27 protein-coding genes are annotated in these 26,537 nt (G+C 40.7%); 7 read left to right on the forward strand and 20 right to left on the reverse strand.

The features are described from left to right. Positions 1–167: 167 nt before the first annotated feature. Positions 168–1,061, reverse strand: a complete 894-nt coding sequence (locus BLU33_RS18545) for an alkaline phosphatase family protein (RefSeq protein ID WP_091376485.1) — start codon at positions 1,059–1,061, stop codon at positions 168–170. A 140-nt stretch (positions 1,062–1,201) separates the two neighbouring features. After that, positions 1,202–3,250 (reverse strand): M13 family metallopeptidase, encoded by a 2,049-nt coding sequence (locus BLU33_RS18550; RefSeq protein ID WP_091376488.1) that lies wholly within the window; start codon positions 3,248–3,250, stop codon positions 1,202–1,204. A 230-nt stretch (positions 3,251–3,480) separates the two neighbouring features. On the opposite strand from BLU33_RS18550, the gene BLU33_RS18555 reads away from it, so the two are divergent. From BLU33_RS18555 to BLU33_RS18570, 4 genes are all read left to right on the forward strand, one after another. Further along, a complete protein-coding gene (locus BLU33_RS18555) occupies positions 3,481–3,954 on the forward strand; it encodes a ribonuclease H-like YkuK family protein (protein WP_091376491.1) in 474 nt (157 codons plus the stop codon). A gap of 48 nt (positions 3,955–4,002) precedes the next feature. Beyond that, positions 4,003–4,515, forward strand: a complete 513-nt coding sequence (locus BLU33_RS18560) for a TlpA family protein disulfide reductase (RefSeq protein ID WP_091376494.1) — start codon at positions 4,003–4,005, stop codon at positions 4,513–4,515. 157 nt (positions 4,516–4,672) lie between these two features. After that, a complete protein-coding gene (locus BLU33_RS18565) occupies positions 4,673–5,137 on the forward strand; it encodes a GNAT family N-acetyltransferase (protein ID WP_091376497.1) in 465 nt (154 codons plus the stop codon). Between the two features lie 53 nt (positions 5,138–5,190). Beyond that, positions 5,191–5,670, forward strand: a complete 480-nt coding sequence (locus tag BLU33_RS18570) for an SRPBCC family protein (RefSeq protein WP_091376501.1) — start codon at positions 5,191–5,193, stop codon at positions 5,668–5,670. 91 nt (positions 5,671–5,761) lie between these two features. Here BLU33_RS18570 and gldB read toward each other — a convergent pair whose 3' ends face one another. Continuing rightward, positions 5,762–6,799 (reverse strand): gliding motility lipoprotein GldB, encoded by a 1,038-nt coding sequence (gene gldB / locus BLU33_RS18575; RefSeq protein WP_091376504.1) that lies wholly within the window; start codon positions 6,797–6,799, stop codon positions 5,762–5,764. A 50-nt stretch (positions 6,800–6,849) separates the two neighbouring features. Between gldB and BLU33_RS18580 the strand changes: the two genes are divergently transcribed. Beyond that, a complete protein-coding gene (locus tag BLU33_RS18580) occupies positions 6,850–8,499 on the forward strand; it encodes an NAD+ synthase (protein WP_091376506.1) in 1,650 nt (549 codons plus the stop codon). Between the two features lie 97 nt (positions 8,500–8,596). Here the strand turns inward: BLU33_RS18580 and BLU33_RS18585 are convergent, their stop codons facing one another. From BLU33_RS18585 to BLU33_RS18600, 4 genes are all read right to left on the reverse strand, one after another. Beyond that, positions 8,597–8,893, reverse strand: a complete 297-nt coding sequence (locus BLU33_RS18585; RefSeq protein ID WP_091376509.1) for a GIY-YIG nuclease family protein — start codon at positions 8,891–8,893, stop codon at positions 8,597–8,599. 95 nt (positions 8,894–8,988) lie between these two features. After that, complete coding sequence (locus BLU33_RS18590) at positions 8,989–9,681, reverse strand: response regulator transcription factor (protein ID WP_091376512.1); 693 nt, start codon at positions 9,679–9,681, stop codon at positions 8,989–8,991. 5 nt (positions 9,682–9,686) lie between these two features. Further along, a complete protein-coding gene (locus tag BLU33_RS18595) occupies positions 9,687–11,333 on the reverse strand; it encodes a sensor histidine kinase (RefSeq protein ID WP_091376515.1) in 1,647 nt (548 codons plus the stop codon). Positions 11,334–11,346: 13 nt separating this feature from the next. After that, a complete protein-coding gene (locus BLU33_RS18600; RefSeq protein ID WP_091376519.1) occupies positions 11,347–13,248 on the reverse strand; it encodes an alpha/beta hydrolase family protein in 1,902 nt (633 codons plus the stop codon). Positions 13,249–13,399: 151 nt separating this feature from the next. On the opposite strand from BLU33_RS18600, the gene BLU33_RS18605 reads away from it, so the two are divergent. Then, positions 13,400–15,208, forward strand: a complete 1,809-nt coding sequence (locus BLU33_RS18605; RefSeq protein WP_091376522.1) for a tetratricopeptide repeat protein — start codon at positions 13,400–13,402, stop codon at positions 15,206–15,208. 849 nt (positions 15,209–16,057) lie between these two features. Further along, complete coding sequence (locus BLU33_RS18615; protein ID WP_091376528.1) at positions 16,058–16,360, forward strand: DUF4286 family protein; 303 nt, start codon at positions 16,058–16,060, stop codon at positions 16,358–16,360. A gap of 23 nt (positions 16,361–16,383) precedes the next feature. On the opposite strand, the gene BLU33_RS18620 is transcribed toward BLU33_RS18615, so the two are convergent. The 13 genes from BLU33_RS18620 to BLU33_RS18680 form a co-directional block, all read right to left on the reverse strand. Beyond that, the gene (locus tag BLU33_RS18620; protein ID WP_091376531.1) at positions 16,384–17,133 is read right to left on the reverse strand and encodes a metallophosphoesterase family protein; all 750 of its coding nucleotides are present in this window, start codon (positions 17,131–17,133) and stop codon (positions 16,384–16,386) included. Between the two features lie 173 nt (positions 17,134–17,306). Then, on the reverse strand, positions 17,307–18,155 hold the full coding sequence (locus BLU33_RS18625) for an OmpA/MotB family protein (protein ID WP_091376534.1): 849 nt from the start codon (positions 18,153–18,155) through the stop codon (positions 17,307–17,309). A gap of 24 nt (positions 18,156–18,179) precedes the next feature. Beyond that, a complete protein-coding gene (locus tag BLU33_RS18630) occupies positions 18,180–18,842 on the reverse strand; it encodes a DUF2461 domain-containing protein (protein WP_091376537.1) in 663 nt (220 codons plus the stop codon). Continuing rightward, a complete protein-coding gene (locus BLU33_RS18635; RefSeq protein ID WP_091376540.1) occupies positions 18,820–19,227 on the reverse strand; it encodes a DUF983 domain-containing protein in 408 nt (135 codons plus the stop codon). The genes BLU33_RS18630 and BLU33_RS18635 overlap by 23 nt, the downstream gene beginning before the upstream one ends. A 21-nt stretch (positions 19,228–19,248) precedes the next feature. Then, positions 19,249–19,527, reverse strand: a complete 279-nt coding sequence (locus tag BLU33_RS18640; protein WP_091376544.1) for a hypothetical protein — start codon at positions 19,525–19,527, stop codon at positions 19,249–19,251. A 24-nt stretch (positions 19,528–19,551) separates the two neighbouring features. Beyond that, complete coding sequence (locus BLU33_RS18645) at positions 19,552–20,124, reverse strand: DUF420 domain-containing protein (protein ID WP_091376547.1); 573 nt, start codon at positions 20,122–20,124, stop codon at positions 19,552–19,554. A 98-nt stretch (positions 20,125–20,222) separates the two neighbouring features. Beyond that, the gene (locus BLU33_RS18650) at positions 20,223–20,924 is read right to left on the reverse strand and encodes an SCO family protein (protein ID WP_091376550.1); all 702 of its coding nucleotides are present in this window, start codon (positions 20,922–20,924) and stop codon (positions 20,223–20,225) included. Continuing rightward, the gene (locus BLU33_RS18655) at positions 20,924–21,271 is read right to left on the reverse strand and encodes a cytochrome C oxidase subunit IV family protein (RefSeq protein ID WP_091376553.1); all 348 of its coding nucleotides are present in this window, start codon (positions 21,269–21,271) and stop codon (positions 20,924–20,926) included. Before BLU33_RS18655 ends, BLU33_RS18650 begins: the two co-directional genes overlap by 1 nt. A gap of 19 nt (positions 21,272–21,290) precedes the next feature. Next, positions 21,291–22,025 carry a cytochrome c oxidase subunit 3 gene (locus BLU33_RS18660; protein ID WP_091376556.1) on the reverse strand — a complete coding sequence of 245 codons (735 nt, stop codon included), beginning with the start codon at positions 22,023–22,025 and terminating at the stop codon, positions 21,291–21,293. A 19-nt stretch (positions 22,026–22,044) separates the two neighbouring features. Next, positions 22,045–22,623 carry a cytochrome c oxidase subunit 3 gene (locus BLU33_RS18665; RefSeq protein ID WP_091376560.1) on the reverse strand — a complete coding sequence of 193 codons (579 nt, stop codon included), beginning with the start codon at positions 22,621–22,623 and terminating at the stop codon, positions 22,045–22,047. Beyond that, complete coding sequence (gene cyoE, locus BLU33_RS18670; protein ID WP_091376563.1) at positions 22,620–23,495, reverse strand: heme o synthase; 876 nt, start codon at positions 23,493–23,495, stop codon at positions 22,620–22,622. Before cyoE ends, BLU33_RS18665 begins: the two co-directional genes overlap by 4 nt. Continuing rightward, positions 23,492–24,553: a COX15/CtaA family protein gene (locus BLU33_RS18675; RefSeq protein ID WP_091376565.1), complete on the reverse strand. Its 1,062-nt coding sequence runs from the start codon at positions 24,551–24,553 to the stop codon at positions 23,492–23,494. Before BLU33_RS18675 ends, cyoE begins: the two co-directional genes overlap by 4 nt. A 94-nt stretch (positions 24,554–24,647) precedes the next feature. Continuing rightward, on the reverse strand, positions 24,648–26,531 hold the full coding sequence (locus BLU33_RS18680) for a cytochrome c oxidase subunit I (protein ID WP_172829265.1): 1,884 nt from the start codon (positions 26,529–26,531) through the stop codon (positions 24,648–24,650). Between the last annotated feature and the right edge of the window lie 6 nt (positions 26,532–26,537).

Consider the following 26,537-nt stretch of genomic DNA (forward strand, 5'->3'; position numbering starts at 1 on the left):
GTCGCATGGCGAATTGTCCTGTGGGATCCTGAAACAAGTTCAGGATGACTTACTTGATAAAAAGCAAAGGCCCCTCAATTGAGGGGCCTTTGCTTTTTATATCTCCTTCCACTGGCTTCAGTCTGCGACTGAAGCCTACAGATCAGGAAAGTTTGCAACTTTCCTCCCTACTCCCAAACATCATTAATCACTGCTCCGCTCTGTTTATCATCAGCAGGCAATTTAAACATAGCCTCCAATGTGTGCAGCACATTATAATGGGTGATATGTTCGCTGTATTTACCTATTTTAACATGTGCACCATAAAAAATAGTAGGTATTTGGTTTGCTGATGTACGGCTATCGTCTTCATCAAACGTTACAATCAGCAGGCTGTCGTGGGTCTTGGCCCATTCGGCGTATTTGGCAATATTTGCTTTTAGCCATTTGTCGCCGCGCTGTATGGCTGCGGCATCGCCTGGAACGCCTATATTGTGCATATCGTAATCCATATCGGGGATTACAAAAGCTACTGTAGGCAGTTTGTTGTAATCGGACGGAAAAGCCGTCATAGGCTGACTAAGCGATGCAGGGAAATTATTGGGGCCTGTTCCCTGCCAGTTTACCCATGGGCAATGCTTACGCCCATAAAGCGCCTGCCCTGTAAGCGTACTGGTTTTATAATAGCAAGACAAAAACCCAACAGACGGCATAGTTTGCGCAAAACCTTTAAAAGTAAAGCCTTTACTGATCAATGCTGCGCCGAGGTTCGGTGTTGTGAATGTTTTACCCTCGAGGCATTCATCGGCTACCACGCCCTGAAGGCCACCTGAAAACAGTGCTATATAATTTGCCTGACTGGGATGGGTAACTCCATGCGAATCGGTAAACAAAGCGCCATGTTCAGAAAGCCAGCTGATATATGGTGAATTAGGTGAGCCAATAAGCGCACTGTAATCATGGTTTTCTTCCACAACCACAATCACATGTTTATATGTTGGGAGTTCCGGAGCTGGTTTATAATTTACAAACGACAAACATGCTAATGCCGCTAAAGCGGGTAATGATAAAAGATATTTCATTGTTTTTATAGATACTTATGCAATGCAATAATAAACCATTCGATCATGATTTATTATTGCTGTATTAATATTGTTACTGCGCATTTCCACTGGGTTAAGTCTATAACTTAACCCACGGATCAGGAAAGTTTGTAACTTTCCTACCAAACTTTAACCCTAGTACTATCCGGCCTGTACATTTTATTACCGGGTTTCACATTAAATGCTTTATAGAACGATGGCATGTTCGACATAGGCCCATTAGTACGGTACATCGGTGGCGAATGCGGGTTGGTGTTAATATCCATCCTTACCGCTTCGTCACTCTTCTTCATCCGCCATACCTGCGCCAGCGACAGGAAAAAACGCTGATCCGGCGTAAAGCCATCAATCTTTGTATCGCTTTTGCCTTCAGGCGTTCTTTTAAAAGCTTCGTAGGCAATGGCCATACCGCCATTATCTGCCAAGTTTTCGCCTTGTGTGAGACGGCCATTTACATGCAGGTTATTTAACACCGTGTAGCCATTGTATTGATTTATCAACACCTGTACACGTTGTTTAAATTTGGCTGCATCCTCGGGTGTCCACCAGTCTTTCAGGTTACCATCCTTATCATACTGACGGCCCTGATCGTCAAAGCTATGGGTCATTTCGTGGCCTATTACCACACCAATAGCGCCATAGTTGATAGCATCATCGGCATCCTTGTCAAAAAATGGGAACTGCAATATCCCCGCAGGGAAAACGATCTCATTATTGTATGGATTATTATAAGCATCCACGGTTGATGGCGTCATCTGCCACTCGGTTTTATCAACCGGCTTGTTTATCTTCTTTAGCTCTTCATTATAATTATGCTTGGAGATAGACTGCATATTTTTGTAATAAGCATCCTTGCTGATAGTTACATCGTCATAATTTTTCCATTTATCAGGATAGCCTATCTTTTTGCTGAACGCCGCCAATTTTGCAAGCGCTTTTTCTTTAGTTGCCGGACTCATCCAGTCGAGCCTTTCAATGCGCTCCTTGTAAACCGCCTGCAGGTTATTCACCAGGTCGAGCATACGCTTTTTGGCATCAGGCGGAAAATATTTGGCTACGTATAATTGACCCAGTAATTCACCAAGGCCGTTATCTATCACTTCAACCATATCGCGCCAGCGCTCTTTCTGCTGTTTCTGTCCATTTAATACCTTGCCATAAAATTCAAAATGTGCATCTCTGAATGGCTTACTTAATAATGATGATGATGCATCCAGGGCCATAAAGTCAAGTTTGTCTTTCCAAATGCCGATAGGCTGGGTTTTCAGCAGCTTATCAAGCGCAACGTAATATTTAGGTTGCCCAACCAATATGGTATCGGTATGGATGTTCATCAGCGTTAGCACATGCTCAAAATCTATGTCAGGTATCTGTTTGGCAAAATCTTTTACTGCAAACTTATTGTAGTTTTTTTGCGGGTCGCGTAATTCGGTAGGTGTTAAATGTGATTGTGCTATGGCCGTTTCCAGCTTTAATATATCAGCCGCCTTTTTAGCTGCGGTTGCGGCATCAACGCCAGTTAAGGTGAACAGTTTGGTGATATAGGTAACATAAGCTGCACGAATTTTTACTGATGCTGAATCGGCATTGAAATAATAATCCCGTTCAGGCAGTTCCAGGCCGGTCTGGTCAAAATGGGCCACATTCAGTTTGCTGTTCTTATCATCCGGAGCGGTATAAAAACCAAACAAAAACCCATCACCATCATTAAATGTGCTTGCCGACAGGTCAATCAATTGTTTATAATCTTTTACCGCGTCAATTTTAGCCAACAATGGCTTAACCGGTTCATAACCTAACTTATCAATAGCAGTTGTATCCATACCGCTCAGGTATAAGTCGCCGACTTTTTGCTCCTTGCTGTCTTTGGGGTTATCTTGTTTGGATACATCTTCCAAAATCTGGTGCAATTGCTTGCGGTTCTCAACTGTCATGCTGTACATGCCTCCCCAGCCGGTTTCTGATGGTGGTATTTTGGTATTTTTTAGCCAGGTACCATTGGCGTATAAGAAAAGGTTGTCGGCAGGGTTTACGGTTGTATCCATGCCCGATTTATCAAAAAACACGGTACGTTTTGGCATTTCGGACGATTGATCTTTAGGCTGATGATTACAGGCTGTAAGTATCAATAATGGCAAGGCTGCCGATACCCATTTTATTGTTTTCATGATTGGTTAATTGAGGCAATTAATATAAAAAAGCAAAGTACGTAATAGCTGGCATATGTTAACAATAGGGTCTGAAAATATTTTTGACAACATATTTCGACACAACGTGTTGATATAGTGTTAAATGTTAACAAATAAATGACACCTATTTAACGTTAATATGAAAGCTTATAGCTTATTTTTATAAACCTGAAAATCAGGTTGTAACAAATTAACTTAAATCAATTTTTATGACCTGGAGAAAATTTAGTGGAGAGATCATCCAATTACCCATCATTGAAGAAGTTGAAAGAGCTATTGAAAGAGAAAGTTTGCTCGGCAATAAGCTTAAAGTTTGTATCGGTACCGATTCGCAGGTAAAAGGTAATGTGACTGATTTTGCTACAGTTATTGTGTTTTTACGCGAGGCCCGGGGCGGTTTTATGTTCATCCACCAGGAACGCACTTCACAAAAAATGAGCATTAAGGAACGTATGCTTTCTGAAGTACAAAAATCAATTGACATAGCTTACAGGCTTTGCGATTTGCTTGATCTGTACGAGGTTGATCTGGAAGTACATGCCGACATTAATACCAACCCGATGTTTAAATCGAACCAGGCTTTGCACGAGGCGATGGGCTATATTTTAAGCATGGGCTTTGTATTTAAAGCTAAACCCGAGGCTTTTGCCAGTTCTTATTGCGCCAATAAAATAGTGCAATAAAGCCTGTTAAGTTTAGGCGATGTTTTTTATCTTGCCAAAAACATCGCTATGAAAAAAGTATTCTTGCTTTTGCTGGTAATCCTTGCCCCTTTTTTAAGCCGGGCACAGCAAACCGACACCACTACCCACAACAAAGTAGGCGACCTCGCTCCCAACTTTACTTTCCATCCTGATAAAGAAAAAACAGCCAGTTTGGCCGATTATAAAGGCAAAATTGTTGTAATAGATTTTTGGGCTACCTGGTGCCCGCCATGCCGCATGGAGCTGCCGAGGGTGCAAAAAGAAATATGGGAAAAATATAAGGACAACCCCAAATTTGCGCTTTTCGCTTTCGACCGTGGTGAAGACTGGGATAAAACCCTGCCTTTTAAGGAGAAAAACAAGTATACCTTCCCCATGATACCTGACGCGGATAAAAAGATCTATAACCTTTATGCCACACAATACATCCCGCGCACTATTGTGATAGATGAGAGCGGAAAGATCATTTATCAATCTATGGGCTATGATGAAAAGGATTTTAAAGAGTTGCTGACTTTATTGGCAGATAAATTAAAATAATCCGCATCGCCTGTAACATTTGCCACCTGTTGCAGACTAAAATATATCAGAATACAACCACTTAAATTTCGATTTACCAGGCCAGCATACGTCCGGACATGCTGCCAGGAGGCCTATAAGTAAAAGAACAATCCTACTTCGACGCATTTTTAATATAATGGAAACAATAACTATCAGAACAGCCACTATAAATGACCTTGACACCCTATTGCGATTTGAACAGGGTGTTATTAAGGCCGAACGTCCCTTTGATGTTACCATAAAAGACGGGCACGTTAATTATTATGATATTGTACACCTGATAGAAGCTCCGCATATTGAAATTGTGGTGGCAGAATCAGGCTCCGAAATTATTGGGTGCGGCTATGCCCGTATTGAAAACGGGCGGATCTATTTAAAACATAAGCAGCACGCGTACCTTGGTTTTATGTATGTTGATCCGGCACATCGTGGTAAAGGCGTAAACAAACTGGTTATTGAGGCCCTAACAAAATGGGCCATCAGCCAAAATATGACTGAATTACGTTTAGATGTTTATGACGAAAACGCACCCGCTATCCGTGCTTATGAAAAGGCTGGGTTTAGCAAGCACCTAATGGAAATGCGCAAGGGTTTAAACTAACATTTCGCCCCAAATAAACAAAACAATAAGACCGGATTACGGCTTATATATAAGTGAAAACGTACCATAAGAAATTTGAGCAGTACCTACCTATTCCATTGGCTGAGGCCTGGAATTTCTTTTCATCGCCATTTAATTTGGCGAAGATCACCCCGCCTCAAATGAAATTTATAGTAACATCCGACTATGATGCAAATACCAAAATGTACCCCGGCATGATCATCACTTATAAGATCACTCCTTTATTGGGAATAAAAATGAACTGGATGACAGAGATAACCCACGTAAAGGAAAACGAATACTTTGTTGATGAACAACGTTTCGGCCCATATGCGCTGTGGCATCACCAGCATCATTTTAAGGAGGTTAAGGGTGGTGTGTTAATGACCGATATTTTGCACTATGCTATCCCCTATGGTTTTTTGGGCCGATTTGCCAATGACATACTGGTTAAAAAACAGATCAAAAATATCTTCGCTTACCGTAAACAGGAGATTATTAAATTGTTTGGGCCGTTTAAGGTTAGAGAGTAGTTGATTAGGTGAATGGTGAGTAGTTGATTGGGGTAGCTTAAGTTAAGCTGCATTAAAACCATTCACTTTATCAACTAAATAAACCACTCACCTATTTAGGATGATAATTCGAATCACCTAGTATCTTTTGGGCGTCTGTATTTGCCATTAGCTGCGGCAGGGTAACTTCCGGATGTTTATCCATGTATTTGCGTACGATTTGCCAGCCTGTCCATATACCAAGTTTTGGTGCAGATTCATTCTTTTCGCCAAGGCCTGGAGTGAACGGAGCCACGGTTAAAAACATCTGAATTTTATGATAATCTGTTTCGTACAATAAATTCTGGTCTAAAAAATAGGCCCAAATGTTGGATTCAAACCCTGTACACCATTTCAATTGTTTATCGGTGTATTGTATTTTCACTGAATCAGGCAAATCAGGTAAAACCTGATCCATCATATACATGATCTTGCCGTTATAAATCATTTTGGCGAGCAATGTGCCATTATCATCATTCTCCGGGAACATATCCTCACGTATTACGCCCTCAACAACACGTGGCGCAATATTATCCGGTGTAAAGTTGCGCGACAGGTAGTGCGGATAAGCCTTAGTTAAAGCAGGGTAAAACCGAGAATTTGCACCCAGGAAAAGATCCAAGCCAACAGCAAAATAACCATCTCCAATTGCTGTTGGTGTTTCAAAACCCGAGAAATAGGCATATACCTTCGGCAGTTTCTCCTTCGGAAAATAATATTTTATGCGTCTGAAGGCATCTGTTAACGCAGCATTTTGTGCATCTAAATTCGGATATACCGAATCTACATCATGCTTCAAATCCTGATAAGGCTTTCCTTTAAATACATCGCGCAAGGTTTGAAAATACGCGGTATCTGTTATTTTGCCGGCCTGTAATATCTGCTCCACAAAATCCTTGTAAAACATTCCGTATTTATTGATCATGAAAAGCGACTGCTGTTTCATCGGCTTTACCTCCATATCATTAAAATCCTTATCAAAGCGTTCTATGGTAACATCTACATGTATATTGCTTACATCAACTTTTTTATGACGGTTACAGGCTGTAAGTAGCAGGCCGATTGAAAAAATTAGGTAAATTTGTTTTTTAATGTTTGGAGTAGCGATCATTTTTATACTTTGAGCAAAATTAAGTTTTTTCTTCACTATCTATTCATACAATGAAAATTGCATTAGCGCAGCTAAACTATCATATAGGTAACTTTGAATCGAACACCGCCAAAATTATCGATAACATCAACAAAGCCCGGCAAAACGGTGCCGACCTTGTGGTATTTGCCGAATTATGTGTTTGCGGGTACCCATCACGTGATTTTTTGGAGTTTGATGAGTTTATTGACCTGTGCGATCAGTCTGCAAAAAAAATTGCAGCGGCTTGTACCGATATGGCCTGCATTATTGGCATACCTACGCCTAATAATGATTCCGAAGGTAAAGACCTGTGGAACTCCGCTTATTTTATTGAGAATGGCGAGATAAAAGCCACCGTTAACAAAGCACTGCTGCCTAACTATGATATTTTTGATGAGTACCGCTATTTTGAGCCATCAACACAGTTTAGCTGTATTGATTTTAAAGGGCACCGCATAGCATTAACCATCTGCGAGGACTTGTGGAACAATATAGAGAACCCGCTGTATGTTACCCGGCCGATGGATATCCTGATTGAGCAGCAGCCCGATGTAATGATAAATATAGCTGCCTCGCCATTTGCAGTGAAGCATGATGATGAGCGTATTGATATTTTGCGTGATAACGCCAGCAGGTACAATCTGCCATTATTTTATGTAAACCAGGTTGGCGCACAAACGGAGCTTATTTTTGATGGCGGATCATTGGTATTTGATAACACCGGCAAACTGGTGGATGAGCTGCCTTATTTTGAGGAAAGCCTCACCTATTATACTTTAGAAAAGGATGCCGGCATTAAACTGCACCAACCTGCAACACTAAAAACTGAACGCCCTGCGGATATTGAGCAGATACACCAGGCGGTTATCTTAGGCATTAAGGATTATTTTTATAAATCAGGATTTAGTCGGGCGATACTGGGCTTGTCAGGCGGGATCGATTCTGCCGTGGTATGCGCATTAGCTGCTGAAGCATTAGGTGCTGAGAATGTAATGGCGGTATTATTGCCCTCACGTTTCTCAAGCGATCATTCCTTAAAAGATGCGGAAGATTTGGTTGAAAACTTAGGCTGCAAGCATGAGATCATCGCGATAAAACACGTTACTGAAGCATTTGAAGCCGCGTTATCGCCGCAGTTCAAGAACCTGCCATTTAATATTGCCGAAGAAAATATACAATCGCGCAGCAGGGCTATTTTATTGATGGCGATGTGTAATAAGTTTGGCTATATCTTACTGAACACCTCTAACAAAAGCGAGGCAGCAGTTGGTTATGGTACCCTATATGGTGATATGTGCGGCGGCATCTCTGTAATTGGCGATGTTTACAAAACCCAGGTATTTGAACTGGCACGCTACATTAACCGCGAGCGTGAGATCATCCCTGAAAACTCTATCATCAAACCACCATCGGCAGAGCTAAGGCCCGATCAGAAGGACAGCGACTCATTACCTGAGTATGATATCCTGGATAAGATCATCGCTGAATATGTAGAGAACCGTCGTTCATCAGGAGATATTATCAGAATGGGTTACGATGAGCAAACCGTTAGGCGTACCATCAAACTTATTAACCTGGCAGAGCATAAAAGGTATCAAACGCCACCTATTTTAAGGGTATCGTCAAAAGCGTTTGGTATGGGTAGAAGGATGCCGATTGTTGGGAAGTATTTGTCGTAGGATAGGCGTTCGTTTCTCCTCATGTCATTGCGAGGAGGGACGACGAAGCAACCTCGTCGCGTTTAATATACAAGCGACGAGATTGCCCTATATTTTTCTAATCATACCAATCTTCCGTCAAATCACCCCATGATGGATTATCAGCTATGATCAGATCTATTTTCCTTTTTCTTGAACCACCTTTTAGTTGCTTTTCTCTTGCAATGGCATCATCTATCCATTGGAATCGTTCATAATAAACCAACTTATTACATTCATATTTTGCTGTAAAACCTTTATAAACTTTTTGTTTATGTTGCAAAATTCTATCCTTAAGATCACTGGTTACGCCAGTATACAATGCAGTATTTGACTTATTTGCGATTATATAGACATGGTATTGCTGGAGTTCCATTTATAAAACTTCAATAAACATTAATTTGGAAGCAAGCGACGAGGTTGCTTCGTCGTTCCTCCTCGCAATGACATGGTGGTTATGTGATGTATTTCTTACCCCTGATAAACAAACTTATATCCAATCCCCCTAACCGTTTGCAGATATTGCGGTGAATCAGCGTTAGTTTCTATCTTTTTACGAAGGCGCACAATGTGCATATCAAGGGTACGGGTGTTTACATCAGCGTTGTAGCCCCACACTTCCATCATCAGCTCTTCGCGGTTTATTACCTTGTTCTGGTTTTTCAGGAAGTATAACAATATCCTGTTCTCTAATATAGTAAGCTCAACTTTACGGCCATCCTTTATTAATAAGTGAGTGTTCGGCAAATGCTCCATGTTAGCAAAGCGATACGACTCAGATTTTTCGCTGTTCAGTGAAAACTTGATCTTGTTATCAATCATTGCTACCAAAACATCCATATTAAAGGGTTTGGTGATATAATCAGATACGCCGAAGTTATAAGCCTCGATTTTATCTACATCCTGGCCCTTGGCAGTCATCATGATGATGAGCTTATCAAAACCTTTGGCACGTACATTCTCGCAAACTTCTGAACCCTGTTTACCGGGCATCATCCAGTCGAGCAATACAATGTCGGGATGTTCTGTTAATATGATGGTTTCAGCTTCATCGCCATTACTGGCTTCCAATACTTTGTACCCTTCTGATTGCATACGCTCTGCAACTAAAAAACGCAGATTTTCATCATCTTCAGCCAGCGCGATTTTTATTTCTCTGTTCATATACTTTAATTATCATTTGGCAGCGTAACAATAAACTCCGACCCTTGATCGATCTTGCTGTTTACCGTTATCTCCCCGTCCATAAAATTAACTAACTCTTTACAAAAAGCCAAACCGAGCCCAACACTTCCGTTTTGGTTATACTGGTTTTCTATTCTGTAAAATTTATTAAATATATTGTTTAATTCACTCTTTGGTATACCTATGCCTTTGTCGGCAAATGAAAATACAATGCTTTTTTTAGTACCTGTAATAGTTACATTCAATTCTTTTTTCTGCGGATGCGAATATTTATAGGCATTCTCCACCAGGTTCTGAAATATGCTACCTAATAACACGGGATCAGTGAAAATAGTATCCACATTGTTTATTTTGGCCTCCAGCTTAAAATCGGCATACTTCATTTTAAAGCTATCAATATACCGTTTTACAAAGTCGTTTATATCTATTTCTTCTTTTTTCAGGTCGATAGATTTATTTTCAATCTGGGTGAACGACAGCAATTTAGTCATCAAATCATTAAGCTTATCAGCCTCTTCATCCAAAATTTTACCGTAATGCATAAGCTGCCTTTCCGATAATTCGCCGCCACCACGTAAATTCGACCCGGCAATTTTTATTACACTTACCGGCGTTTTAAACTCATGGGTAAAGTTATTAATGAAATCATATTGCAGCTTGAACAAGCGCAGGTTGATCTTTAAATTACGATAGATAAGATAACCTATCAGCATCAAAAAAAGATAGATAAGTATTATTGTACCGCCAATAGGCATAAAGCGACGATTACTTTCGGCGGTGAGGTAACCATTGGCTGATTTAAAGTACAGCTTATAATTAGAAAATGTACCCGGAAAAGCCACCTCGGTAGTTATATTATCGCCGGGGTCATTATCAAGCGGGTAATACACAACCGGTTTAATAGATATACTCTGATATAATTCTTTATGCGAGTTTTTCACCTTTAGCATATAGGGGTCGAGCAAAAAGGTCATCATGTTTTGCTTGTAGGCAACACCCGGATGTACATGCTGTTGCAGGTCGCGATAGATCTTCACATCCTCGCGACGCAGAATATTCATATAGCTTATTTTATCGGGCTTAACATCATAAAATGTTTTGAATATCTCGTCGGGCGTTGATCCGCGTGAAGTATCAGAATTGGCTATATAGTCATTCAGTTTAGTGGCCATATCCCTGAAATCTTCATTATAAATATCATTTCTTCGCTGCACGTTAACCACTGCGCCTTTCTTAAGCTTGTATTCATAAACCGATTTGATCGTAATATCAAGGTTATTACCATCTTTTACCTGTGCAGGCTTGCTGCCTATTGCAATCTCATAAAAATCAATCTTTTTAACGAATGGATAGGCCTGAAAAACAGAACTTGAATAATTGGCCGCAGATGAAAAGGTAAGATAGCCCTGGTATAGGGTTATTTCAGGTATTTTATTCAGAAAGAAATCATTGTATGGTTTAATGGTTTCATCAAGCACATCAATTTTTTTCGATGCAAACTCGTTCTCGACATACTTCGAGGTAAGGTTGTAGGATATCACCAGCGCTATTACCAGCGTTACTGATATCAACGCCATGAAGACAATGATCAACGAAAAGTTTTTGCGGTATACGCCTCTATGTAGTTTCATGACAACATGGGGATCATGGTTTAGCCCGCATATTATTATCCAGGAACTTTTCTATTTCGTGATACATCTGCATCCTGTTATGCTCATTTCTGAAAAAGGCTCGCTCATTATCCTTTAAAAAATAATACACAGGCACATTTTGTTTACGCAGTTCAATAACAAACTGGTTTAATTCGCTAATGTTTGCCCGAGGATCCTTAGCCCCCTCGAAAATAAGCAATGGCACCTTTATTTTATCGGTATGAAACACCGGCGATATGGCCCTTAATTGGTCGGCATCGGTTTCAGGGTTGCCCACCATTTCATACATCATTTGTAATGATGGCTTAAAATATGGCGGCGCGTCCTTTATATAAGTAAAAAAGTTAATGAGGCCGTACTGTACTATAGCGCAATTATACAATCCTGGATGAAAGGACACCCCATACAATGCCGAGAACCCACCAAAGCCACCGCCAAATATGGCTATTTTTTTAGGGTCGGCTGTTTTGTTCTTAATGAGCCAGTTTACCCCGTCAGTAATATCCTGTTGTATTTTGCCGCCTACCTGTTTAAAGCCCGCGCTGTGGAAAGCCTTTCCGTACCCGGTTGAGCCCCGGTAATTCACCTGGAATACCGCATAACCCCTATTTGCCAAAAACTGTACTTCGGGATTATAGCCCCATGAGTTGCGGCTCATTGGGCCAAATGGCCAATCGTGCGGCATTACCACTACAGGCAAATTAGTTTTTTTATCGCCTTTAGGCAAGGTAAGGTAGCCGTTAATAAGGGTGCCATCACTCGCTTTGTACGAAATGGGTTGCATGGCGCATAAATCATCACATTTAAGGCTCGGGTTTATATCGCCCAGCTTGGTAAGTATATTGGTTCTGATATCATGTAAATAAAAAGAACCCGGGCAACGATCGGTATAAACGCCAATAATGAATTTATTTTCAGCGCTATCTCTGTCAATAATTTTTATTTGGTCGCCTTTAAACTTAACTTTTAACGTATTATAAATGCGTTCGCCTATTGTATCAAAGAAATGCACTTGCGGGCGGTCTTCTTCCCACGAGGCATACTCAAGGCGGTGCTTGCTTTTTGAATATTCAACATTTATTATGTCGGCCTTATCATTAGCATATATAACTTTTTCTTCCTTACCATTTTCAGCATTTATCTCAACAAGCGCGGTTTTGTCGCGATTAATATTAGATAGCGCATAAAAATAATTTTTATCACCTGTAAAGGCTATCGGCTCAACACGGTCCTTAAAATTATTTACGATGATCCTTTTGAATGGCGTATTGTCATTCGGCCTGTAAAGTATGGTTTCATCAACGCCATCTGAAGCTTTAACCAATCGTATTTTACCGTTCTGATCGGGGAACCACTCGGTTAAGTTACCCGGGTTCATCAGGTATGGCTTTAACTCCCCGGTTTTAATATTCAGTTTATAGATATCAAAATAACTCGGGTCGCGCTTGTTCATCCCTATGGTAATGATATCCGGCTCCATTTTGCTGCGGCTCAGGATACGGATCTTTACTTTACTTTCAGAAAGGATCGGCCTTACCTTTAAAGTAGCCAGGTCAAGCGCGAACAGTTTGAACTCATCAGCTGTAACTATATCCTGACTAAAAATGATCTGGTTATCAAAGGTCCAGAAATAATCACGTACTGAGTATCCCTCAAAGCCGGTAGCCATTTGTTCCTTACCATCTGCCAGCGACTCTATAAAAAGGTTCTGCCTGTCTTTATAAGGTTTAAAGTAGGAAACATATTTGCCATCAGGCGATATTTTAAAAAATGTTTTTTGCGGGGTCTTAAAAAAATCGCTTATAGGTATCTCAGCCGGCTTATTCCTTAGGCAGGAAGATAAACCGGTAGCGATACCCAGTATTAAAAATAATATTTTGAACTGCTTTAACATTTTCAAATCAACCTCAATCTCTTAATTAGGTCAAATTATGCAAATTACATTAGCTAATACAATATGTCACTATAATTTTACCCATTCATCTATGTTTAAATATTAATCCAACCTAAAGATTCCATTAATATAATTAACTATTTTTGAGTAGATGAAGTGGTTCAACATAATTATTTTTCTTGTTTTTATTGGCAGCTATTCAAAGGTTTTTGCGCAAACCGATGATATGCAACTGGCGGCTCAATACGCGGCTAATGGCGAGCAGCAAAAAGCATTGGAGATTTACCAAAAACTCTACAAACAATCAAACGAGAATTATTTTTCGCCCTATATAAAATGCCTGCTGAGCCTGAAAAAATTTAACGAGGCCGAGAGCATTTCGCAGAAAATGATCCGCAAGCACCCCGATAATAGCGAATATGTTATTACCCTTGGATCCATCTACACCCAAAATGGTAATGGCGATAAAGCAAGCCAGCTTTATGATGGACTGATCAAAAACCTGCCTGCCGATCAAATGGCGTTTACCAATGTTGCCAACCAGTTTTATCAAAACTCGAATATTGATTATTCAATAAAAACACTTGAACAGGGCCGTAAGGTATTAAAGAATGACAACCTGTTTTCATTTGAACTGCTAACGCTTTACCGCTATAAGGGCGATAAAGTTGCTTTAAGCGAGGAGTATTTAAACTTTTTACCAGCAAATCCGGCTTATGTAGCACAGGCGGAGAATATATTATCGGGTATATATGAGGGAGAGGCTGATTATAATATGCTTAAAACGGCTCTCTTTAAAAGGATACAAAAGAATCCCGACCAACCGATTTACGTCGATCTGCTGATATGGCAGTATTTGCAGCAAAAGGATTTTGACCAGGCACTAAACCAGGCACTTGCCCTAAACCGCAGGAATAATGACAGTGGTAACAACATTTATGAATTGTGCCAAACACTGGTAAATAATGAGGCTTATGACGAGGCTATCAGAGGATATCAATTCCTGATTGATAAGGGCAAGGATGGTCAGTTCTATGTAGCGGCAAAAGTGGAGCTGATCAACGCAAAAAGTTTAAAAATAACCTCGGGCAAGTATACGCATGATGATCTTGCAGGACTGGAAAAAGATTATCAGGATCTGCTGACTGAATTTGGCAAAGGCACTAATACCGCATTTGCAATGCATAAGCTGGCTACCCTGCAGGCTTTTAAACTGCATAAATGGGCCGATGCGCAAAAATTACTGGAAGAGGTGATCAGCATTCCGGGTGTACGCCCCGATCTGCTGGCCACCTGCAAGCTTGATCTGGGTGATATTTACCTCATTAATGGCAACCAATGGGATGCCACTCTTTTATACAGTCAGGTGGAAAAGGATTTCCCAAATACGGATGTTGGGCAGGATGCTAAATTCAGGAACGCCAAACTCGGCTATTATACCGGTGATTTCGACTGGTCTAAAAGACAGCTGAATGTTTTGAAAGCTGCTACTTCGCAGTTGATAGCTAACGACGCGCTTAATTTGTCCTTGCTGATAACTGACAACCTTGCCGCCGACAGTAGCGGTGCCGCGCTAAAGGTTTATGCCCGTGCCGATCTGCTCATTTTTGCGGAAGAGCCTGAAAAAGCTGTTAAAACATTGGATAGTATCGATACAAAATTTCCTAATAATGCGCTTACTGATGATATACTGATGGCCAAGGCACGCATACTTATCCAGCAAAAAAAATATACCGACGCGATACCCCTACTGAAAAAGATAGTAGAAACCCATCCCACCAACCTATGGGCCGATGATGCCGTTTTTATGCTGGGCGATATTTATGAGAACCAGTTAGCTGATAAAGCGCAGGCTAAGATGTATTATCAAAAGATCATTACTGATTATCCGGGTAGTTTATGGATAAATGAGGCCAGGAAAAGGTTCAGGACGATTAGAGGGGATCAACCGGCAAGTTAGGAATTTTTCTCCAAGCGTCATTGCGAGTTATGATGCAACCTCTAGCCATTACAGAGCCGTTACTGGCTTCAGTTTGCAACTGAAGCTTACTGATGACGATGTTTATATGTCCTGAATGATTTCCAATATGTAATCGGATAACCATGTTTACTTTTCTCATGGTATCGCTCATAGCCGCTAGGCCTAGTCCTTTTGTCTTCGACACAAAAGTACCAAAAAGTCAAGTCAGTAGAAATGCTTCTTTGCCGCACAGGGCTTGTCCTGCAAATCAGGCAAAACCTGGGCTGGAATCTTTTTGCGGCCATATTACTGCTATGCCCCATGCACTGCAAAAATTTCCTATGCCCTGCCACCGCACAAGGCCACCATAGTTTTTGCCTGATTTCGCCCGAAGCTGTTCTACTGACGGAGGAACCTCTTCTAAACGGCGAAGTCCTCATGAATGCCATCGAAAAACAAATCATATTATGAATAATCCTCTCCAAAGAAGAGGACTTTAAAAGAAACGTTTTTAATCAAAAGAGCGTCGGCCCTGACAACAAGGGCGGGCCAGCGTAGAGGCGTGAATGTCGGTTTAGCTTTTTGTATGATGTGAGGTACGAACGTACCGAACAGCGAAAAAAGCGTGAAGAACCGGCAGGGAGCGCGGAAGCATCCTTGTTGTCTTGATTTTTTGCTACCTTTTGTATCAAGACAAAAGTAGTAGCCTCCGCGGCAATGAGCGGCTGCATAAGACAAATCAGCATGATGCAAGCAGACCTGCATAGTCGGGGATTGCCACGCTATCGCTCGCAATGACGCCTGGTGAAGGTGTATAGTTGGCGATTGAAAAATTCGTATTTTTGCCCCATGATCATATACAACGAAACCATAATAGTTGAAGAAACCATTTACGATGAATGGCTGACCTGGATGAAAGAGGTGCATATCCCTGCGGTGATGGCTACCGGTTTATTTAAATCATTCCAGATACTAAAGGTTATCGATTCACCTAATGAGGGCGTTACCAGTTGTGTGCAATATTATACTGAGAAACTTGAACACATCAACACCTATTTTACCGAACATTTAAGCGGTCTTAATGCCGTACATCAGCAGCGTTATGAAAATAAGTTTGTGATCTTTAATACGCTGATGGAATCGGTTGATTAGTTGAAAGTTTAAGGTTTAGAAGCTTAGTCTATTCGCAGAGCTTTGGGCATGCGGCCATGTAATAGAAACTCTGCTACTTTATCGTTACCATTATTTCTGGCTCTTTGGGCGGCAGCATTCCAGTCGTAAGTGTAATTGATCTGTTCTACATTAATATCGTCACCATCGGCTTGTATAATGGCATATTTGGCATGTGGTGTCATTGATTCCATGGCGAAACGGTATTCGGCATTACCTAAATAGGCAGGTAAACCCACACTCCCTGGATTCACTATTAGCTTTCCATTTGATAAATAAATCACCCTGTTTACATGCGAATGCCCGCAGAGGATCACTTTTTCTTTAATGTGTTTGGTCTTTTCTATTAAATCCTCATCGTTATAAACAAAAACGCCGTGTTGGGTTACCTTTTCAAGCAGGTATTCATCATCACTTTCGGGTGTGCCGTGGCAAACAAATATCAGGTCATCAACCGTAGTAGTTTTAGGCAGATCTTTTAACCAGTTTATAGTTTCTGCGGATAGTTCAGCCCTCACTCTGGGCATGCCTTCTTTATCTTTATTCTCTACAATCTCCCTGTCGGTATTACCGCTGATGCAGATCATCGGGATATCCTGCAAAATCTTAGCGGTCTCGGCTGGCTCCAGCGCGCCGAAAAAGAAATCGCCCAGGTTAATGATGATATCGATATTGCGTGACTTGATATCCTGCAAAACAGCTTGTAAAGCGTTGGAGTTACCGTGGATATCGGAGATGATGGCGTATTGTTTCATGATGATAGCTAATTAAAAACCATGTCATTGCGAGGAGGAACGACGAAGCAATCTCGTCGCACGTATATCAAACGCGACGAGGTTGCCACGCTATCGCTCGCAATGACATATTATTAATATATAACACGATATGTATAACAAAAAAGGCTCCCGATTGATGGGGAGCCTTTCAATTATTTTGAAATTAAATTGTACAGCTCATCCAGTTTTGGTGAAAGTACAATCTCTATCCTTCTGTTCTTGGCGCGGGCCTCTTCTGTATTTGCCGGGTCATTAGGCTGGAACTGGCTTTTGCCGGTTGCTGTTAAACGGTGCGGATCAACATTCTCCGTTTCGGTTAAGTAACGTGTTACCGATGTGGCACGCAATACGCTTAGGTCCCAGTTGTCTTTTATCTGGCCCAGGTTAATTACCTTTTTATCATCCGTATGGCCTTCCACAGCAATATTAATATCAGGTTGTTTATTCAACACGGCAGCTAACTGCTGTAACGCCGATTTGCCTTTTTCATTTATCACTATACTACCCGATGGGAATAGCAACTTATCCGCTAATGACACATATACCTTCCCGTTCCTCACATCAACAGTTAAGCCGCTTTGCTGAAAGCCCAGTAATGCCTGCTGTAATTTATCCTTCAGCGCATTGGTGGCTTCATCCTGTTTATGCAAAATATCTTCTACCTGTTTTAAACGTGCTTCGCGTGCACGCAAATCAGTTGATAGCTGGCTAACTTTGAATGAGCTGGCATTATAGTTATTACCTAATGCAGTGTAATTACTATCCAGTGTGTGGTATTTATCATTTAGCGCCTGGTATTTACCTTTCAATTCAGCTATTTCATGGTGCAAGCGGGCGGTATCTGCTTGCAGACTTGATACTTGCGCTTCCAGGCTGCTACTACGGTTTTGCAATGAATCACGGTCGGCTAACATAGCCTTGTATTTTTTGGGTGACAGCATTACGCACGAGTGCAGCGTAGTAATAAGTATTGCGGCTAATAAATAGTACTTGATTTTCATTTTTTATACTGGTTATTTTTTATTTTAAGCGAGAGCGTTTCTTAGAAAAACGGTTAGCGGGTATAATTTGGTACAAAGTGCCGTAACATTTTGCAGCGCATCGGCCTTACTCAAATCAGCGTCCTTTATTTTGTGCCATACAACAAAACTTTTAAGCTTTAGCAGCTCGATGTTTTCATTGTCGGCCTCATAGCCTTTGGGAACTGTCTTTAGTTTTTCCTGGTTCCTGAAATCGCCAAAAAGCTTCACAAAAGCGGGCTCATCAATTATCTTTTTCAGATCAGCAGCATTGTAATCAATTTCCTGGCGGATGGCTTTCAGGTGATCATTCTCGGGCATCCAGTAACCACCTGCTATAAATGATTCGCCGGGTGTGATGTGCAGGTAGTATTCCACCCCACCATTCCTGAGGCCCATTGTTGGTATACTTATGCCAAAATTATTCTTGTAGGGAGTTTTATTTTTGCTGAAACGGATATCACGATAAATACGCATCACGCTCTTTTTGGAGTCGAGCGCTTCATCAATACCGGGGTCGATATTGTGCAGTTCACCTATAAGGCTAGTGGCAAATTCGATCATGTTTTCACGCGCTTTGTCGTAGTCCCCTTTATGCTCCTGGAACCACTCGCGGTTGTTGTTTTTAATAAGTTCTTTTAAAAAATCAAGCGTTGCCGGGTTTATCATCAGTATCTAAATATGGCTGGTAATGTACTTTGGGCGATAACCAATATAAAAGTATCACCCGTGAGTACCTGAAATTAATAGGCGAAAGCGCGATACATGCTGCAAAAATGACACCTAAATATAGCCATGGCGAAGTGGTGTTTTGTGTTATTAAGTAAGTAGCCAACACAAAAAAGCCTATCTCAGCAACATTCAGGGCATAGCTTACATACATTGCCGCGTAAAAGTATCCCGGCTCAATTTCAAAGTGCATGTTACAATGCGGGCAATTGATATGTATTTTGCTCGACTTAAAATTATACATCCCGCCGGTAAACATATCGCCCCTGCGGCAACGCGGGCATTTAGCATGCAGCATTGCCCATGCTTTGGGTGTTTCAGGCATCTCTAAGTATTAAAACTGTTGTTAGTTTAAATTCAGGCGCTCGTTAGGAATGTTGATCTCCACATTTTTGCGGCGATATTTTTTATACCATACAAAGCCTAATACACCCACTGCTATATAAGGCGCAAACAGCAAATACATAATGCCATGGTTTAAGCCATTAGCCTGCTTGCCACCATCTTGCTTATTGCTTGCCACATTGGTTGAACATATAGCGCACTGCGCCTTCACAGGCTCACGGCTTAACAATAACAATCCAAATGCAGCAATGAAAACTAATATCTTAAGGCCCCTCTTCATATTACAAATTTAGCTAATATTTACTTAGAAATGGTAGTATGGCGATATCATTAAATAAACAATAACCCCGGTAACGGTAACGTATAACCATATAGGAAATGCCCACCTTACCAGGCGTTTGTGTTTTTGCACCTGCATTTGCAGGCCGCGATAAAAACTCAATAATATTAACGGTAAAACAACGGCTGCCAGTATAATATGGGTTATTAATAACACGTAATAAAAATACCGAGTACTGCCTGCTGCGGCTATCTCAGCCGGAGATAACAAGCCATCGCCATTGATATCGCCATAACGTGTTTCGGGTGCAAGCCAGTGGAATAAGATGTATGATACAAGAAAAAGTGATGATAATATAAAAGCCAATATATTGATGCGTTTGTGCATAATGATATTCAGCTTTTTAATGTAGTATAACGAGATTAGCAGTAATACACTACAGGTACCATTTAATATGGCGTTAAGCTTTGGCAAAAAGGGCATAAAGGCCGGCATTACCGCGGGCTTGGGTATAACCTTTAAACTCAGGATAAATACCACCACAAAAACAAAGATGGATACCGCAGCTACAAATCGGAATATAAATTTATCAGTCATATTTTTATATAGAATCAAGAGTTAAGAGTCAGGAATCAAGAAGCTTCATTACTGCAAGACTCATTCCTGATTCTTGCATCTTGGCTCTTGAATCTAACTTAATACATTGCTTTGTCCTTACTACGAAGTACTTCAGATACCAGCACTTTTATTTCATTATCCAAGCGGGTTACATCGTCAGGATCAGTACCACTGTAATAGCCCCTGATTCGTTTAGCCTGGTCAATCAGTATGATCTTATCGCTATAAATAAAATCGTCATTGGTGACCTTTAGGGCATTTACTAAAAAGCCGTTGCGGGCCAGCGGATATATGGTACTGGTATCGCCGGTTAAAAACAACCATTTACCTGCCGGGGCATTCAGCTTTTCAGCATATTGTTTTAATACTGTTGCCGAATCTCTTTGCGGGTCGACAGTTATCGATACAAAATCGATCATCTTATTTTTAGCATAGCCATTTGCCAGTACGCTGATGTTTTTATTCATCTCAGCACAAATAGTTGGGCAATGGGTATAAAAAAAGTTGACTACAAATATCTTGCCCTCAAATGTTTTAAATGATACCGGGTTATTGTCCTGATCCTTTAAATTAAAATCGCTCAGAGTATGGTATAGTGTGTCAGGGGTATCTACCCCTTTAACCTTGTGCGTTGTTTTAGCAAGCTCCTTAGGGCCAAAAAAAGGTAATGGTTGATACCTGTTTTTCCCTTTTACGGTTAGCAAATAATATAAAAATCCCGGCAGTGCTAATATTAGTGCCAGGATTATTATTTTTTTTAGAATGTTTGTTTTGCTCATTACATCCTCAGGGTAATCCAGTGGTGGCTCTCATTTGTAAGCACCAGGATCAATCCGATTATAAAAAGAATTGGGACTATTATAGAGTAAATCAAACTTGTCTTTTCAAACTTTAAGTGCATAAAGAAAGCCACTATATAAAATGCTTTTAACAATGTTAATCCAATATATAGTGGGTTTGCCCAGGTATGCGCAAATTCTGTATACTTAGGCACTAAAACAAGTGCAATAAAAAACTCAACACAGGTAATAGCAAGAAGTATTAAAAATACCTTCATGATTCTTTTCCTGGTCATTCCTTCATGCTCGCCATGTTCGGCATGAACTTCTGTAGGTTCTGTTGACATATATATGTGAGTTAAAAGATCAAACTAAATAAAAGAATGTAAATACGAATACCCAAACAAGATCTACAAAGTGCCAGTAAAGACCAACTTTTTCAATCATTAAATAGCTACCGCGTTTTTCGTAAGTACCTAATAAAACGTTAACAGTGATGATAATGTTTATGATAACGCCTGTAAATACGTGAAAGCCGTGGAAACCAGTTATGGTAAAGAACAAGTTAGCAAACTGATGCGCTGAACTTACCTGAGCCGCATAACTTAAATGCAATGTTGGATCAAAGAATTCTTTTAGCTTTTCAGGATTTGATGGTATACTCGCCCACCAAAAGCCTTCTCCATGTAAGTGCGCCCACTCTAAAGCCTGACAACCCAGGAACATAAAACCACCTATTACAGTTGCTATCATCCACCAAACGACTTCCTTACGGGCATTACGGTGGCCGGCTTCAACAGCTAGTACCATGGTAACAGAACTAAGGATGAGGATAAAGGTCATCATACCTACGAATACCAATGGAGCGCCATGTTCAATCAGCCCGGGAACGGATTGAAAAACAAGTGATGCTTCTGGCCATGCATATGCGCTAAAACGTAGCGAACCGTAAGCTATTAGTAAAGAGGAAAATGTAAACGCATCTGATAACAGGAAAAACCACATCATCATTTTACCGTACTCAACGTTAAATGGCGACCTGCCACCCGACCACGGTGTTGTTTTTACTTCATCAATTTGTGATACTGCTGCTGTACTCATCTGTACTTTATATGTGTTGTTAATATTGGTTCAAAAGTAAAAAAACATAAAGATATATCCACACAATATCTAGAAAATGCCAAAAAATAGATGTCATTTCCATCTTAAACAGGTTCTTCGCCTGTGGGATATCGCTATAACTGCCTTTTATTGTGTTTAATAGTAGTAATAATGCCGCAATAATGTGTATTAAGTGCATGGCAATAAATACGTATACAAATGATTGTGCTGCATTAGGGTTAATAAAATACACCCCCATATCAATCAATTTGCTGCATGAATACAGCTGCAACGCGAAAAATGCCACACCCAACACCAGTGTAAGCCATAGAAAAAGCTTTTGCTTTGAGAATGACAAGCTTTTTGCCGCCCTTGATGCCAGGAACAAGGTAACACTGCTCAATAATATTACAACAGTGCTGTACATTAATGATTGCGGCAGTATTACATTTATAGCGTGTTTTTTACCACCGCTGTAAACTATAAATCCACTGGTAAACGCGGCAAATAACATGAACGATGTGAATATGAATATCCACATGTTGAATTTTTTAGGAGCAAAATTAAATTTATCTTCCTTCTGTAGCTGAACCATCATTTCCCTTTTCCTATAAAATCAAATAAAAACATTAATTGTACCACCGGCAAATAAAGAAAAGAGCCGTACATCAGCTGCTTTGCCGATTTAACCTCGAGCGTGCGCAGCAACGTAAATGATTGGTACAAAAATAACAAACTGCATATTAATGATACCACGCCAACGTAATAACCGCCAAAATGGTAATATGTTGGCAGCCAGCTCACCGGCACTAAAAATATGGTAATTACAAAGGTAACTAATGCACTTGTAAAATCGCGCTTGCCGGTTGGCAGCAGCCTGAAACCTGCCAGCTTATAATCATCATCCAACACCCAGGCAATTGCCCAAAAATGCGTAAACTGCCACACAAACTGGATGGCAAATAATACCAGCGCTATCTGGTCGATAGTTCCGTAACCGGCTACATAGCCGATAAGTGGTGGCAACGCGCCCGGTATAGCACCTACAAATACCGCGATTGATGATACACGTTTTAAAGGCGTATAAGCAAATGCATATAATAATATAGAGAACACCGATAAAAAGCCTGTAGTTAAATTTAAACTACCTAATAAGTAAGTACCGAATATGGCCATAAACAAACCTAATACTAGTGCCTGACCAGTAGTCATGCGGCCGGCAGGTATAGGGCGGTCCATGGTACGCTTCATTAAGCGGTCGTAATCTTTTTCTATGATCTCATTAAAGCAGTTTGCCGCGGCGGTGACTAAAAAGCCACCTACAATAAGCATTCCCCAATGTTTCCAATTAATAACTCCACCTGTTTTGGTATTGGCCATGCTGCCTATCAAAAATGATATGGAAGCAGAAAACACTACCAAAAATGTTAGCCTGAGTTTAATCAGTTTTATAAAATCGCTCAACTTCATTTATGCGCCCCCTGTAAACTAACTGATTTATGTAAATTAAGCATCAAATAAAATTGCGCGCCAAATACAAGGCTTGCTAAAACTATGTGTGCCGTTTGCGCATATGGCGGTAACGAACAATATGACAATAAAATACCGGTCACTATCTGCAGCATAATCACCAGAAATGTAAAACTCATGATCTGCTGTTGAATTGAATGCCGGCTAAAGGTACGGCGTATTAATGCATATAACACCACGTTACCCAGTAATACCAATATGGCTATATCCCTGTGTTGTATAAATATATGGCCTGCCTGTTCTATCCAGCTTTCGCGGTAGCCGCCCTGATAACGATTAGCCACCTCATCAATCTTTTCACGCACCTCGGTTCCAAAAGCTATCTGTGCAATGCTTAATATCAGCACCAATAAAGTAACCACATGTACTACAGGGTTAATGCTGATGCTCTTTTTACTGTAAACCTTTGCCATGTGATAAGTAGCAATACTGATAGCCAAAATAGCCAGCGCTGCCAGCATGTGTACGGTTACCAGCCATGCAAAAAGATTGGTTGATACCACAATCGACCCCAACCACGCCTGAAAAGCAACCAATATTAAATTAAAAAAGCTTAAAGCGGCTATGAGTTTATTCTCTTTAAAATAGCTGAAGGAGAACAGCATGGTAAGCAATAAGAATAATCCGGACAGGGCACCTATAAGGCGGTTAATGTATTCTGTCCAGGCTTTGCCTACGTTAAAATCTTCGGGAATTAATATGGATTTATCAGCACGGATACGTTGTGCCAGTTCAGCAAAGCCGAACATATCAAACATTTTGGCAACCTTTTGATTTTTGTTTACGCGGCCTGCCACGTATTCCTGTTTGTAGTCTTTAGGAAGATCAGCAACATTTGTTGGGGGGATGTAGCCACCGAAACATTTTGGCCAATCGGGGCATCCCATTCCTGATCCTGTACTGCGGACAACTCCGCCAGCTAATATCAAAACAAAGAGCAGAACGATTGTTAGGAGGTTGATCTTTCGGAATCTATCTTTTGATATTAATGTACTCATTTATTGAATAAGTGAATTAATGAATTAGTGATGGAGTGAATGGAAAATAATTCGGTATTCACTTAATCACTAATTCACTCAATCACTCAATAATTTATTTTACTTCTTCGTTTGATCTTTGTGTACTTGCCCATTTGGTATGTTCAGCTAAACCTACCGGGTTATCTTCAAAATCGCTTTCAATATTTGAGCTCATAGTTTCTGAATAAGGAACTGTTTGCATAATGAAATCTTCTTCCTGACCAGGTTTGCTGTAATCATATGGCCAACGGTATACTGTAGGTATTTCACCCGGCCAGTTACCGTGGATATGCTCAACAGGTGCAGTCCACTCAAGCGTATTTGCCTGCCATGGGTTTTGCGTTGTCTTTTTACCCCAGAATATAGAGTGAACAAAGTTAAACAGGAATGCTACTTGTGCCAGTGCCGACATGATAGCCGCCCAGGTTACAAATGTATTTACTGATAACCATTTTTGCATTGATTCAAACTCGGTGAACGCATAGTAACGACGTGGTACACCATCCAAGCCCATAAAGTGCATTGGGAAGAATACCAGGTAAGCACCGATAAATGTTAACCAGAAGTGCAGGTAACCTAATTTCTCGTCCATTAAGCGACCGAACATTTTAGGGAACCAATGGTAAACACCGGCAAGCATACCAAATATAGCTGCCGAACCCATTACCAGGTGGAAGTGAGCTACCACAAAGTAAGTATCATGTAAGTTGATATCAAGTGTTGCGTTACCTAAGAATATACCGGTTAAACCACCAGAGATAAAGAATGAAACCATACCGATAGCGAATAGCATAGCTGGTTTAAACCTTATATTACCCCGCCACAATGTAGCGAGCCAGTTGAACGTTTTTACTGCGGATGGTACCGCGATAATTAACGTAGTGATCATGAACACACCACCCAGGAACGGGTTCATACCCGTAACGAACATGTGGTGCCCCCATACGATGAATGATAGTACGGTGATACCGATCAGTGAGTAAACCATCGCGTGGTAACCAAAGATTGGTTTACGTGAGTTTACCGACATGATCTCAGATGAGATACCCATTGCAGGCATGATTACGATGTACACCTCAGGGTGACCAAGGAACCAGAACAAGTGCTCAAATAATATTGGGCTACCACCTTCAAAAGGCATTACTTTACCATTCAGAACGATGTCTGACAGGTAGAAGCTTGTACCCATGCTGCGGTCAAATATCAACAATACAACACCTGCCACTAATACCGGGAATGACAATACACCTAATACAGCCGTTAAGAAGAATGCCCATATAGTTAAAGGCATTTTCCAAAGATCCATACCTTTAGTACGCATGTTTAATACGGTACTCACATAGTTTATACCACCCATTAATGATGATGCTACGAAGCATACCATACTGATAAGCCATAAGGTCATACCCATTTCAGAACCAGGCATTGCTTTAGGCAGGGCTGATAATGGCGGATATACCGTCCAGCCACCGCTGGCAGGGCCTTTTTGTACAAAGAATGAGCTTAGCATAATAACACATGCTAAAAAGAAGAACCAGTATGAAAGCATGTTCATGAAAGGCGAAGCCATATCACGCGCACCTACCTGTAATGGAATAAGCAGGTTACTAAAAGTACCGCTCAAGCCTGCAGTTAATACAAAGAATACCATGATAGTACCGTGTATAGTAACCAGCGACAGGTAGAAGTTAGGATCTAAACGGCCACCAGGAGCAAAACGGCCCAGTAAAGTTTCTAATAAAGGGAATGCTTTATCAGGATAAGCTAACTGAATCCTGAACAGGATAGAAAGGGTCATCGCGATGAACGCCATAGTAATACCTGTGATCAGGAATTGCTTAGCGATCATCTTGTGATCCATGCTAAATATGTATTTGCTAATAAAAGTATCTTTATGGTGTTCGTGACCTTCTTCGTGATGTACTACTCCGTGATCGTGAACTGCTAATGTTGACATAATCGC

This window comes from Mucilaginibacter mallensis, assembly GCF_900105165.1.
Lineage (GTDB): Bacteria > Bacteroidota > Bacteroidia > Sphingobacteriales > Sphingobacteriaceae > Mucilaginibacter > Mucilaginibacter mallensis.